Source organism: Micromonospora noduli, from assembly GCF_003264475.1.
In the GTDB taxonomy this organism is placed as follows: Bacteria; Actinomycetota; Actinomycetes; order Mycobacteriales; family Micromonosporaceae; genus Micromonospora; species Micromonospora noduli.
This window is the reverse complement of the sequence record NZ_PYAC01000015.1, coordinates 1-12,838: the sequence shown is the minus strand read 5'-3', so window position 1 is coordinate 12,838 and position 12,838 is coordinate 1. Positions and strand designations below refer to the sequence as shown.

10 protein-coding genes and 1 pseudogene are annotated in these 12,838 nt (G+C 73.6%); 10 read left to right on the top strand and 1 reads right to left on the bottom strand.

From position 1 onward, the window contains the following. The 8 genes and pseudogenes from MED15_RS18550 to MED15_RS18515 all read left to right on the top strand — a co-directional run. A pseudogene (locus MED15_RS18550) lies at positions 1–202 on the top strand (phenylacetic acid degradation protein PaaN); the annotation flags it as partial. 480 nt (positions 203–682) lie between these two features. After that, positions 683–1,156, top strand: a complete 474-nt coding sequence (locus MED15_RS18545) for a BlaI/MecI/CopY family transcriptional regulator (RefSeq protein ID WP_112588225.1) — start codon at positions 683–685, stop codon at positions 1,154–1,156. A 10-nt stretch (positions 1,157–1,166) separates the two neighbouring features. After that, positions 1,167–2,072, top strand: a complete 906-nt coding sequence (locus tag MED15_RS18540; protein WP_112588227.1) for a M56 family metallopeptidase — start codon at positions 1,167–1,169, stop codon at positions 2,070–2,072. Between the two features lie 328 nt (positions 2,073–2,400). Next, positions 2,401–3,654 carry a cytochrome ubiquinol oxidase subunit I gene (locus tag MED15_RS18535; RefSeq protein WP_112736352.1) on the top strand — a complete coding sequence of 418 codons (1,254 nt, stop codon included), beginning with the start codon at positions 2,401–2,403 and terminating at the stop codon, positions 3,652–3,654. A 10-nt stretch (positions 3,655–3,664) separates the two neighbouring features. Then, the gene (locus MED15_RS18530) at positions 3,665–4,672 is read left to right on the top strand and encodes a cytochrome d ubiquinol oxidase subunit II (protein WP_112736350.1); all 1,008 of its coding nucleotides are present in this window, start codon (positions 3,665–3,667) and stop codon (positions 4,670–4,672) included. After that, a complete protein-coding gene (gene cydD / locus MED15_RS18525) occupies positions 4,669–6,345 on the top strand; it encodes a thiol reductant ABC exporter subunit CydD (protein WP_112736348.1) in 1,677 nt (558 codons plus the stop codon). Before MED15_RS18530 ends, cydD begins: the two co-directional genes overlap by 4 nt. Then, complete coding sequence (gene cydC, locus MED15_RS18520; protein ID WP_112588235.1) at positions 6,342–8,129, top strand: thiol reductant ABC exporter subunit CydC; 1,788 nt, start codon at positions 6,342–6,344, stop codon at positions 8,127–8,129. The genes cydD and cydC overlap by 4 nt, the downstream gene beginning before the upstream one ends. A 68-nt stretch (positions 8,130–8,197) precedes the next feature. Then, a complete protein-coding gene (locus MED15_RS18515) occupies positions 8,198–8,872 on the top strand; it encodes a permease prefix domain 1-containing protein (RefSeq protein WP_112588237.1) in 675 nt (224 codons plus the stop codon). A gap of 21 nt (positions 8,873–8,893) precedes the next feature. On the opposite strand, the gene MED15_RS18510 is transcribed toward MED15_RS18515, so the two are convergent. After that, on the bottom strand, positions 8,894–9,232 hold the full coding sequence (locus MED15_RS18510; RefSeq protein WP_091394524.1) for a PadR family transcriptional regulator: 339 nt from the start codon (positions 9,230–9,232) through the stop codon (positions 8,894–8,896). Positions 9,233–9,392: 160 nt separating this feature from the next. Here MED15_RS18510 and MED15_RS18505 point away from each other — a divergent pair, with 160 nt between their 5' ends. Together MED15_RS18505 and MED15_RS18500 are read left to right on the top strand one after the other, a co-directional pair. Beyond that, positions 9,393–10,334 (top strand): DNA primase, encoded by a 942-nt coding sequence (locus MED15_RS18505; protein WP_112588239.1) that lies wholly within the window; start codon positions 9,393–9,395, stop codon positions 10,332–10,334. Between the two features lie 38 nt (positions 10,335–10,372). Further along, positions 10,373–12,817, top strand: coding sequence for a transposase (locus MED15_RS18500; protein WP_112588247.1), 2,445 nt, complete (start codon positions 10,373–10,375; stop codon positions 12,815–12,817). The last annotated feature ends 21 nt before the right edge of the window (positions 12,818–12,838 follow it).

Here is a 12,838-nt window from a genome sequence, read left to right as displayed (position 1 = left end):
GCTGGCCGCCACCGAGGTGGTGGCGGTCGAGGTCGGGGTGCACCTGTCCTGCAACCTCACCGGCGGTGTCTTCGTCAACCAGTCGGCGGCGTTCTCCGACTTCCACGGCAGTGGGGCCAACGCGGCGGCCAACTCGGCGCTGACCGACGGGGCTTATGTGGCTAACCGGTTCCGGATCGTGCAGTCTCGGCGTCATGTTTGATCTTTAGTTGCGGTTGGGTTTTCCGGGGAGCCCCGCCCGCTCCGGGCGGTCAGGCTTGATCCCTGCGTGGGCGGGCTCCCCCGGAAAACCTGACGTGGACCGGGTTCGTCGGGTGGGTCAGCTCGGGGCACTGCCTCGGGGTGGGTTGTCGGTCAGCGGGGGGGTCGGCCACCTCGCTTCACCGGCTCTCCCCCGCACCGCCCAAGCCCCGCTGACCCGCTGATCCGGGTCCGCCGCCGCTGCCGCGGTCAGGATCCGCGCAACTTCAGGGTTGTTGCTGCCTCCCGCGCCTCTGAGGCAGCAACAACCCTGTTCTTGTCCGGATCTTGGCCGGCGCCACCGATCCTGGCTGGTGATCATGGGTCTGACGGGGTGTTCGATCTCCGTCAAGCCGGTCAACCCCATGATCACCGCTGGGGCGGGGTGGAGTGGGGACGGCTGGGTCGGTGGGGGGTCTACTACCGGGGGTAGGATTGGTTCGTGACTCGGTTGGGCGATCTTGAGCGTGCGGTGATGGACGTGCTGTGGGACGTGGTTCCCGGCACGTCGAACGGGGTGACCGTGCGCGAGGTGGCCGACGCGCTCGATGGCCGTGAGCTGGCGTACACCACTGTGATGACAGTGCTGGACCGGCTCGCCGGCAAGGGCATGGTGCAACGGGAGCGGGAGGGGCGGGCCTGGCGGTACCGTCCGGCGGCCAGCCGCGAGGCGCACATCGCTCAACTCATGCTCGACGCCCTCGACCTGGGCGGCAGCCGGGACGCCGCGCTGGTGCGGTTCGCCCGCTCGGTGACCGGCACCGAGGCCGAGGTGCTGCGAGCGGCCCTGGGCAGCGAGGCCGGCCTGACCGGGCCGGGCTCCACCGGCGGCGACGCGGGCGGGGCCGACACCCTGACCGACCGGGTGGACGGGCCGGCGGGCCGACGACCCGCCGGCGAGGCAGCGGAGCGGTAGGGCGCGCGCCATGGCCTACGCCGTGCACTTCGCCGCCACCATGCTGGCCTGCTATCTGACCGCCCAGGTGTTGGCCCGCTCCACCTGGACGTGGCGCAGCCCCCGGGTGGCGATCATCTGCTGGCAGGCCGTAGGGCTGGCGTTGGGCCTCTCGGCGATGGGCCTGCCGATGGCGCTCGGGTTGAGCGCTTACGGCCGGCCGACCGGTAGCGCACTGCTCGCGCTGGCCAACGACCTCGCCCATGGCGCCCTGCCGATCGGGGTGGGCACGTTCCACCTGGCCGGCGTCGGCGTGGGCTTCGGCATCGGGGCGGTGCTGGTCACGACGACAGTGCGCAGCATCCACGGCACCGTACGCGCCCAGCGTCGCCACCGGGACCTGCTCTCCCTGGTCGCCCGGAACGACCCGGCCGCGCCGGGCGCGCTGGTGCTGGATCATCCGAGCGCCGCCGCGTACTGCCTGCCGGGCGTGAAGCCGCAGGTGGTGGTCAGCGCCGGCACACTGAGCCTGCTGGACCGGGCCGAGCTGGCCGCGGTTCTCAGCCACGAGCGTGCGCACGCCCACGAGCGGCACGACCTGGTGCTGCTGCCGTTCACCGCGCTGTGCCGGGCGCTGCCGTGGTTCGGCTGGGTGCGCGACGCGCACGAGCGGGTCGCCCTGCTGGTCGAGATGCGGGCCGACGACAAGGCCCGTGAGTTGCACGCCGAGGCTCCGCTGGCGGGTGCGCTGCGCCGGTTCGCCGCCGCCGGGCACCGGATCACCCCGGCCGGCGCGCTCGGCATGGGCGACCGCGATCTCGACGTACGGGTGCAGCGGCTGCTGGTCAGCGACCGGCCGCCCCGGGTTCTCGGTGCCACCGCCCTCGCGGTCGCCACCACCCTTGTCGCCCTCCCGGTCACCCTCTTCCTGAGCTGACGTCCACAAGGCGCCACTGAGCCCACGCGGCAGAACCGCGCGGAGGGCGCTGCCCCCGCACCCCCTGCGCGCCCTCGCCCCGCGCCCGCGCGCCAGTTCTCGCACGCCCGCACTGCGCCCGGCACCCCCTCGCAAGATCGCACTCGATCCAGGATCGAGGGGCATCCCGGGGCCGCGAGACCACTACATCCAGGATCGAGCGCGATCTCCCCCATTTACTACGTGGCGTAGTAGGGTTACCTACGACAGGGCGTAGTAGTTCCTACCAGTAGGCAAACTACGTGTAGGGTGGCTACGACAAGAGAGCCAACGCCATGGAGGGCTGGTCATGGACACCCTGCTCCTCGCCCGCCTGCAGTTCGCCACCACCACGTCGATCCACTTCCTGTTCGTGATCGTCACGCTCGGGCTGGTCACCCTGCTGGTCGGCATGCAGACCGCCTGGGTGCTCACCGGCAACCCGAAGTGGGAGCGGCTGACCCGCTACTGGGGCCAGCTCTACGTGATCAACTACGTGCTCGGTATCGCCACCGGGATCGTGATGGAGTTCCAGTTCGGGCTGAACTGGAGCGGCCTGTCGCGCTACGTCGGCAACGTCTTCGGCGCGCCACTGGCCATCGAGACGCTTGTGGCGTTCTTCCTGGAGTCCACGTTCCTCGGGATGTGGATCTTCGGCTGGCACCGGCTCGGCAAGGGCGTCCACCTCGCGTTGCTCTGGGGCGTGGCGATCACCGCGTACGCCTCGGCGTTCTGGATCATGGTGGCCAACTCCTGGCTCCAGAATCCGGTCGGCTATGAGGTCCGCGACGGGATCGCCCACCTCACGGACTTCGGCGCGCTGCTCACCAACCCCAGCCTCGGCATGGCCTTCGGGCACGTCGTCTCGGCGGCGCTGCTGGGCGGCGGGATGTTGATGGCAGCGGTCAGCGCCGGGCACCTGATCCGGCGTACCCCGGATTTCGCGCTCTTCCGCACCTCGCTGCGGATCGGCCTGGTCACCGCAGCACTGGCCATCACGATGGTGCAGGGCTTCGGTTTCGCCCAGTTCGGCCCGGTGGGCGCGGTGCAGCCGACCAAGTTCGGCGGCGACGGCCCGGAGAGCCAGGCGCTGATCGCCGAGTGGACCACGCGGTTCGGCCCCGGCGACTACACCCCGCCGGTGCTGGCCAGCGTCGGGTTGGGCTTCATGATCCTGATCGGTTTCACCCTCGGCTGCGTCTGGCTCCTGCTGCCCCTGCTCTTCCGGGACTGGGTCATCCGACTGCGCTTCCCGCTCTGGCTGATCCTGCTCGCCCTGCCGCTGCCGTTCATCGCGGTGATCCTCGGCTGGATCTCCCGGGAGGTCGGCCGTCAACCCTGGGTGGCGTACGGGCTGCTCCCCACGGAGCAGGCCGTCTCCCCGGTCAGCGCACCGCTGATGCTCACCTCGCTGATCGGGTTCAGCCTGCTGCTGGGCACCCTCGCCGTCACCAACTGGGTGCTGCTCGCCCGGCACGCCAGGCGCGGCGCGGCCGACCCGGCGCTCGGCCGCCCGCCGGCACCGCCCAGCGAGCCGGCCCACCCCGAACCCGCCCTCCTCTGAGGAGTAGACAGTGGACCTCGCCTGGTACGTAGTGCTCGGCCTCTTTTTCGCCAGCTACCTGGTGCTCGCCGGCTACGACTACGGCGTCGGGCTGCTGCTCGCCCGCGGCGTCGGTCCGGCCGGGCGGCGGGAGGCGCTCACCGCGCTCGGCCCGTTCTTCCTCGGCAACGAGGTCTGGCTGGTGGCCGCCGTGGGCATCCTCTTCGGCGCGTTCCCTCTCCTGGAGGGCGAGTTGCTCGCCGGCTGCTATCCGGCCGTCGTCGGCGCCCTGGTCGGCGTCATCCTGGTCACCGTCGGCGTACAGCTGCGCAGCCGACCCGACGACGAGCGCATCCGGGCCCGCTGGGACCGCGTCGTGGTGATCGGCAGCGCCCTCGCCGCGCTGGGCTGGGGTGCGCTGCTCGCCGCGCTGTTGCAGGGCGTACCCCTCCAGGCCGACGGACACGTCGCCGGGGTGACGCACCTGGCCACCCCGTTCGCGGCCGCCGCCGGGCTGGCCATGGTCACCCTTGTCGCGGTGCACGGGGCGACCTTCCTCACAGTGCGACTGTCGGCCGAGGCCGCCGCCGTGGTCGGCCGTACGGCCCGCCGGCTGGTGCCGGTGGCGCTCACAGCTGTCGCCCTGGCCACAGTCGTGGGCCTGCTCTCCGCCCGGGTACGCGACGCCGTGCAGCGGCCGGCGGTGGCCGTACTCCTGCCGGTGCTGCTCGTGGCAGCGCTGCTGGCGGCCCGCGCGGCGCTGAGCCGGCGGCGACCGGGGTGGGCTCTGGTCGCCACCGGCGCGGCCCTGGCGCTGCCGGTGCTGCTGGTCGGAGCCGCTCTCTGGCCCTACGTGCTGGTGTCCACGACTGACCCGGACGCCTCGCTACGGGTGGCCGACGCCGCCGCCAGCGCGCCGACACTGCGGCTGCTGGGCTGGGTGGCGCTGCCGCTACTTCCGGCCCTACTAGGCTTCCAGGCGATGTGCTGGTGGGTTTTCCGAGGACGGACCGACGGTAGGGCACCGGTGTACTGGTGAGCCGCCGTCCGTTCGACCCGCGTCTGCTGCGCCGGGTCCCTGCGGCCCGGGGCGATCTTGCTGTGCTCGCGCTCCTGGGGGTGCTGGCCGCCGGGTTGATCGTGGCGCAGGCCACCGCGCTCGCGTCGCTGCTGGCCACCGCGATCGACGGTCGGCTGGATCGACCGGCACTGGCCGGCTTCGTGGTCGCGGTCGCCGCCCGCTCGGCAGTGGTCTGGGCGCAGGGCACGGTGTCGGCGCGGGTCGCCGCCACGGTCAAGGCCACGCTGCGGGCCGAGCTGCTCGGCGCGGTGGGCCGGCACGGGCCCGGGTGGGTGGCCGGGCAGCGGGCCGGTGAGATCGCCACCCTGGCCGGGCGTGGGTTGGACGCGCTGGACGCGTACTTCACCGGATACCTGCCGCAACTGGTGCTCAGCGTGACGGTGCCCCTGGCGGTTCTGGCCCGGGTCGTCTTCGCCGACTGGAGTTCGGCGGTGATCATCGCGGTGACCCTGCCGCTGATCCCGGTCTTCGGTGCGCTGCTCGGCTGGCAGGCGCAGGCCGCCACCGAGCGGCAGTGGCGGCGGCTCGCGCTGCTCGGTGGGCACTTCCTCGACATGGTCGCCGGGCTGCCCACGCTGCGCGCGTTCGGGCGGGCCCGGGCGCAGACCGAGGTGGTGCGCCGGATGGCCGACGGTCACCGCGTCGCCACCATGAAGACGCTGCGGATCGCGTTCCTCTCCGCGCTGGTCCTCGAGTTGGTCGCCACCCTCTCGGTGGCGCTGGTCGCGGTACCGGTCGGCATCCGCCTGCTCGGCGGCGGGCTGGCCCTGCAGACCGCGCTGCTGGTGCTGCTGCTGACCCCGGAGGCGTACCTGCCGCTACGGGCCGCCGGTAGCCGCTTCCACGCCAGCATGGAGGGGCTGGCCGCGCTGGACGAGGCGTTGACGGTCTCCGCCGCACCCACCGCGCCCCGGGCCGCCGAGGGCGCCTCCGTCCCCAACGCTCGGGCCGAGATCCGGTTCGAGGGCGTGACAGTGGCGTACGAGCGGACCACGGCGCTGCGCGACGTGACACTGACCATCCGGCCCGGTGAACGGATCGCCATCATCGGGCCCAGCGGCGCCGGCAAGAGCACGCTGCTCGGCCTGCTGCTGGGCTTCGTGGTGCCGACCAGCGGCCGGATCACGGTGGACGGGGTCGACCTCGCCACCGCCGACCCGGACGCCTGGCGCCGGCAGCTCGCCTGGGTGCCGCAGCGGGCGCACCTCTTCGCCGCCTCGCTGGCTGACAACATCCGCCTCGGCGCGCCGGACACCACTGCCGACGTACTCACCGCCGCGGTGCACGACGCCGCCCTGGACGACGTGGTGTCCGGCCTGCCCGACGGCCTGGACACCCTGCTCGGTGAGCGCGGTCACGGGCTGTCCAGTGGGCAGCGGCAGCGGGTGGCGCTGGCCCGGGCGTTCCTGCGCGCCGCCCCGGTGGTGCTGCTCGACGAACCCACCGCCCGACTCGACACGGCGGCCGAGGCGGTGGTGCTCGACGCCACCCGTCGCCTGGTCGCCGGGCGGACGGCGCTGCTGGTCGCGCACCGACCGGCGTTGCTGGCCGACGCCGACCGGATCCTGCGCATCGAGGACGGTCGGGTCACCGAGTTGACGCCCGCACCGACCGGAAAGGCCGCCCGATGACCGCCGAACACGGGCCGGTGGTGGCCGACGCGGCACCGGCCGGGCGGGCCGCCGCCGAGCGGGCAGTGCTGCGACTGGCCCGGCCGTACCTGGGCCGCCTGGTCGGAGCCGGGCTGCTGGCGGCCGCCACCGAGTTCGCCGGGCTGGCCCTGATGGCCACCGCCACCTGGCTGCTGATGAGCGCCGCCGGTCAGCCTCCACTGGACCGCCTCACCGTGGCGATCGTCGCGGTCCGGGCGCTGGCGATCAGCCGGGGCGTGTTCCGCTACACCGAACGGCTCGCCGGGCACGACGCGGTGCTCCGCATGATCACCGACGTTCGGGCCCGGGTCTTCGCCACCCTGGCGGCCCGCCGTGGCACGGCGCACCGCTCGGGGGACGTGCTGAGCCGACTGGTCTCCGACGTGGAGGCAGTCCAGGACCTGTTGCTGCGGGTGCTGGTGCCCGCTTCGGCGGCGGCAGTGGTCGGTGTGTCGGCGGTCGCCGTGGCAGCGCTGATCTCACCACCGGCCGCCGGCGCGCTCGCCGTCGGGCTGCTGGTCGCCGGGGTGGCGCTGCCCGCGTTGGCCACCGCGGTCACCCGCCGCAGCGCGGCCGAGGTGGCCCCCCTGCGGGGTGCGCTGGCCACCGACGCGATCGACCTCACCCACGGCGCAGCCGACCTGGCCGCGTTCGGGGCGACCGACGTCACGCTGCGCGCCGCCGAGCAGCGCGCCCACCGGCTGGCCCGGTTGGAACGTCGGCTCGCCGCCACCGGGTTCGCGGTGGACGCGGCCGGAGTGCTGGCCGCCGGCGTGACCGCCGCAGCGGTGGTGCTGGTCGCGCTCGCCGCCGACGTGCCGGGGGTGCTGGTGGGCGTCCTGGCCGTCGGCACACTGGCCGCCGTCGAGGTGACGCTGGCGTTGGTAGCGGCGGCCCGGCAGTGGACCCAGCTGCGGCAGGGCCTGACCCGGGTGGCCGACCTGCTCGACACCGACCCGCCGACCGCGCCGCCGGCGACCGGTGCAGCGGATCTGACCGGCCCGCACGAGCTGCGCTTCGTGGACGTGACGGTGCGGTACCGGGCCGGTGCGGCGCCCGCGCTGGACGGGGTCAGCCTGGACCTGCCGGCGGGACGCCGGATCGCTGTCGTCGGCCCGAGCGGCGCCGGCAAGAGCACCCTGGCCGCTGTGCTGACCGGAACCGTCCGGCCCGCGTCCGGCCGGGTCACACTGGACGGTCACGACCTCTCGGCGTACGCCGAGGAGGCGCTGCCGCGCGCGGTCGGCGGGCTGCTGGCCGAGGCGTACGTCTTCCATGCCACGGTGCGGGAGAACCTGCTGCTCGGGCGGGCCGGAGCGGGCGAGGAGGAGCTGACCGCGGCCACCGCCGCCGCCGGCCTGCTGGACTGGGTCCGCGCTCAGCCGGCGGGCTGGGACACGCTGGTCGGCGAGGAGGGCGGGCAACTCTCCGGCGGTCAGCGGCAGCGGCTGGCGCTCGCCCGGGCCCTGCTCGCCGCGCCGCCGGTGCTGGTGCTCGACGAGCCCACCGAAGGTCTGGACCCGACCGCCGCGGACGCGGTGCTCGCGTCCGCCCTCGCCGCCACCCCCGCTGGGCACTCGGTGCTGCTGATCAGCCACCGGCTCAGCGGGCTGGCCGAGCTGGACGAGATCGTGGTCCTGGACGGCGGGCGGGTGATCCAGCGCGGTCGGCACGCCGAGTTGGTAGCGGCCCCGGGCTGGTACCGGGACCAGTGGCTGCTCCAGGCCGCTGCCGAACGGGGTTACCTGGCGCTCGCACCCTGACCCGACTCGGGGGCGGACCAGGGTTCTCCCGGACGTCGACCGACCGGAGTCCGTGGCACTGTGGTGCCATGGGGCGCGGTGAGGACGTGATGGTCGACGAGCACCTGCGGGAGCTGGCCGCTCGACTGCAGGGGCCGGCGCGGCTCAAGTCCGACCTGCTGACCGAGGCCCGGCACGGGTTGTTGGACGCCGTCGAGGCGTACCGCGAGAGCGGGGTGCCCCCCACCGAGGCGCAGCGCCGGGCGGTGGTGGAGTTCGGCTCACCGGCGCAGTTGCTCCCATCCTGGCAGGCCGAGCTGGCGGTGGGCGCCCTGCGTGGGCTCTCCCTGCGGATGTTGGCGATCGCCGGGGTGGGGGTGGTCGCCGGTGATCTGACCTGGCGGGGGTCGAGTTGGAGTGGCGGGCCGCCCCCTCCGGCCGGCTACCAGTTGCTCGCCGCCTCGGTCGACTGGATCTGGATGAGTGCGCTGCTGCTCGCGGTGGCCGGTCTGCTGGTGGTCTGGGCGAGCGCGCGGGCGTCCCGGCCGGGCCTGGCTCTGGCCCAGCGCGCGGTGGGCGCCGGCCTGACCGGCGTCCTGGTCCTCGGCATAGTGGCCGGCAGCGCCCTCTTCACCTGGTCACTCAACCTCTGGGACGCGGCGGCGCACTGGCCCCCGATGATCATCGGGGCCGTGTTGGTGGGCGGCGGGTATTTCTCGCTGACCCGCGCCGCGCGCGGCTGGCTGCTGGCCACCACCCGCTGATCGGCGGCGGATCCGAGCGGATCAGGCCGGGGTGGGCGGGCTGCCGGGATCGAGGAACCGGCCGACGGTCAGTTGGAACTCGCGCCAGCCGGCCCGCTCCCCGGCCAGCGCCCGCCGGCCGGAGTCGGTGAGCTGGTACGTCCGCCGTTCCCGGCCGCTGACAGTGCTCCAGGTGCTCGCCACGTGGCCGGCGCGTTCCAGGCGACGGAGTGCCGGATAGATGGTGCCGGTGGGCAGATCCAGACTGCCGTCACTGCGGGCGCGCAGCGCCTCGATGATCGCGTAGCCGTGCAGCGCGCCCTGTTCGAGCACGGCGAGCAGGAGAGCGTCGAGATGGCCGTGCAGCGCCTGGGCCTTCATACGTAGCTACGCTACTTGTCGAACCGCCGCTTCGCCAGCGGTGACGACCAGCAGGTCGGACCCGTGCGCCAACCGGCCACCGGGGTGCGGGCATCGGTCACCCAGGGCTGCCGACTAGGGTATGTGCCCAGAGTCACTCGCCGGTCAGAGACCCCGGTGGGTGGGCAACCCGAAGCACACGGAGGTCAGCGTGGCCCGCCAGTCGCCCCAACGGCCCGACGCCGACGAGCCCGAGCTCGACGACACCACCGGCGCGGCCGAGCCAGACGAGACCGAGCGCGCGTCGGCGTCGACCGACCGCTCACTCTGGGACGAGCTGCGCATCGACCCAGTGGAGATCGCCCTGCCCGCCGGCACCGGCTTCACGCTCCGGGCGTACCGACCGGCCAGCTCGCTGACTCCCACCGACGTGACCGAGCGCGACCAGGACGACCCGTTCCTCGCCCGCCGCCAGGCGATCGAGGAGGAGGAGGACGACGAGACCGTCGTCATCCTCGACGAGGAGCTGGCCCAGGAGTTCGCCGACGAGGACGACGAGTCGACGCGCCGCCGGGACAGCGCCGCCACCGAGACCGACGACGAGTCGGACGAGGCCGTCACGGACGAGGCGGACGACGAGGAAGTGCCGGTCTTCCTCAGCCACCGAGGCAAGCTGCTGCTGTTCAAGACCCCCGAGTCGCTTGTCAGTTTCATCCGATCCGGTGCGCCAAACGATCTGTCCCAACTGGACAGCTGGAATGAATTGTCCGAACGGGTGGAGCCGGCAGATATCGCTCCGCTCGACGAGGACACCTACGAGCTCGACCTGGTCGTGGAGAACCTGCGCGGCGGGCACGACACGTGGGATTCGACCCTGCTGATCGAGGCGGGCGAGGCCGCGCGTGACCTCTCGTACGCATTGCGGCTGCCTGCGGTACTCGACATGCTCTCCGCCGGCTCCAGCCTCGACGACCTGGACGAGGCGCTGCGTGGCACCGCCAACGGTGGGATCGGCGCGTTCATGGCTCGGCGACGGCTGAAGAAGATCGGGGCGCAGACCGCAAGTTTGGGTTGGCGCACCATTGTCGGCAAGATCTCTGCGGTGGTGGACTGGCGCGACTGACCCGTACCGGGGAGCATCAGTTGCTGGCAGAGGAAGACCTGTCCCGGGAGGAGGACGACGCCGTGGCGCTCGTGCGCGTTTACTGCGGTCTGGCCTCGGCGGATCCGGCTGACCGACCGGCCTCCGCCGGTTCGACGCTGACGTCCGCTGTGGTCGACGACGCAGGCCGTCTGCTGCATGTCTGCGAGATCAGCGATGACGCCGCTGGCTACGCCCAGCTCGTCGCGCTGCTCGTGGAGCGGTCGGGCGGGCCGAGCGGTGCGGCCATCGCCGCCGACAGCGACGACCACACGGTCACCTCGCTGCTGAGCGCGGCGGGGCGACCCCTGGCGATCGCCGACGACGACTCGGTGGACGACTTCGCCGAGCGGTTCGCCGACGACGACTCCCTTGAGGAGATGCAGTCACCTCCGGCCGAACGACGGGCGGTCGGCCTCGCCCGCGCGCTGCAGGCGGGGGCGCTCTCCGCCGTCACCCTGCCGGCGCCCCGGGACCTCGCCGGTTACAAGCAGGTGCTCTCCGCGCACGCCGCGCTGGCCAGTGGCCGACACTCCGCCGCCGTGGCGCTGCGCGAGGTTCTGCGTGAGCTCTACCCGGCGGCCCTGCGCGCCTACCCGGACCCGGCCGAGCCGGTCTCTCTGGCCGTGCTGGACGCGCTGCCCGAGCCGGGCATGCTCGGCGGCACCGTGGCCCGGGGCCGCGAGGTGTCGGTCGCGGCGGATGCCATCGCCGCGCACCTCGCCGCGGACGGGGTCGCCGATGCCGAGGAGATCAACGAGGCGGTCACCGCCCTGCGGGTCGCCATCTCCGAGACACCTCGACGTGCCGCGGTCAACCGGGCGCTCACGTCCGCGGTGGCCGAGACGGTCCGTCAGGCTGTCGCCTCCGTACGGGCCTGCGACGCCGGGTGTGAGGCGCTGGTCAGCGCGCTCAGCTCACGGGTCAGCACGCCTGTCCAGGCACCCGGCCGCCGGGCCGCGGCCCGCCGTGGCGAGTCCGTCGGCGAGTTGACCGGGCTGGCCGGCACCAACGCCGGGTTGACCGGCCTCGCCGGCACCAACGCCGGGTTGCGGTCGGTCCGACCCACCCCGCCAGCCGCCGACCCGGCACCCGCTGTCGGGCGCCGCAGCCGTCCCGAGCCGGTTCCCGGTAACGCGCCGTTGGCGTCGCCCCGCCCGCTCGGGCCACCGCCGGTCGCACCCGCGCCGGTCACGCCGCCACCGGTCGCACCCGCGCCGATGACTCCGGCGGCGATGGCTGGTCCGCCGGCGTCCACGTTGCCCAGTCGCAGCGAGCCGCTTCCCAGCCGGATCGACGGCCCGACCAACCGGCCCGTCTCCTCGCCACCGCCTCCGCCGCCCGGGATAACCCCGATCGCGCCGGCGCAGCGCGGCATGGTGCCGCCGGCCGAGGCCGGTGAGCCGTTCCGGCCGACGCTGACCACTGCCGCGATCAACAACGCGCGGGCCGAGCGGCAGCGGACTGTCATTCCGCCCCGCCCCAAGACCAACGGCGAGCCCCGGCCGAGCCACCTGCAACGCCCGGTCGACGAGGCACCCACCGGCGGGTTCAGCGCCACCGATCTCAGCATTCCGGTGCCGACCCCCCGACCGGGTCAGGAGGCCCCGCCGCCCGGCTCCCGTGCCAACTGGCCGCTGGTCAACAACCCGGAAGACCCGTCCGACAGCTCACCGAACAACCCGGTGGCCTACTCGTACGGCGGCAGCCGCGGTGTCGACGCCCCGACCGACCCGGGTCGGGCCGACGGTCGGGTCACCCCGCCGTGGTTGGCGGACGACCTGCCACCGGAGCCGCCGATGCTGCGGCTGGTGGAGCCGCCGCCGCTGGCCGACCGGGCGCTGCGCGAGGGGCTCAGCCCTCCCGCGGACCAGCACCTGGAGACGCCACCGCTGCGCTTGGTCGACCGCGAGCAGGCCGCTCGCAACGGTCGGGCGGCCGCCCGCCCCGAGCGCGCCGCCGAGCACCGGCCGTCGCCCCCGGTCGAGCACCGGCCACCGCCGATGGAGCACCGGCCGCCGCCGGTCGCCGACGAGGGCGACGGCGATCTGCTGATCTTCGCGCAGGCCAAGTCGGCCTGGTTCGTCGGGCAGGCCGAGGAGTCCGACCTGGACTGGTCGACCACCGCCGACACCGGCTGGCAGGCCGCGGAGCAGGCCGCCCGCCCGGCGGTGGGCGCCGAGACCAACGCCGGGCTGCCGAAGCGCGTGCCGCAGGCCAACCTGGTGCCGGGATCGCCGCTGCGCGAGGAGCGCCCATTGCGCATAGTGCGTGATGCGGCAAGCCTCGCGGAGAACACGACCGGCTACTTCCGTGGCTGGCGTCGCGGCCAGGAGATCGGCGGTTTCGCTGTGGGTGGCCGGCCCGGTCGCGAGGCTGCCGGCGGCTGGGACTTCAGCCGCGACCACGGGGACCGCGACGACGACCGGGAGTACGAGTACCGCTCGGCGGGCTACCAGTCCTGATCCCTTCTCACACGCGGAAGC

Excerpts from the sequence above, each read along its gene's own strand:
- MED15_RS18540 (WP_112588227.1), top strand. The coding sequence starts at position 1,167 with ATGGCCTACGCCGTGCACTTCGCCGCCACCATGCTGGCCTGCTATCTG.
- MED15_RS18535 (WP_112736352.1), top strand. The coding sequence starts at position 2,401 with ATGGACACCCTGCTCCTCGCCCGCCTGCAGTTCGCCACCACCACGTCG.
- cydC (WP_112588235.1), top strand. The coding sequence starts at position 6,342 with ATGACCGCCGAACACGGGCCGGTGGTGGCCGACGCGGCACCGGCCGGG.
- MED15_RS18515 (WP_112588237.1), top strand. The coding sequence starts at position 8,198 with ATGGGGCGCGGTGAGGACGTGATGGTCGACGAGCACCTGCGGGAGCTG.
- MED15_RS18510 (WP_091394524.1), bottom strand. The coding sequence starts at position 9,232 with ATGAAGGCCCAGGCGCTGCACGGCCATCTCGACGCTCTCCTGCTCGCC.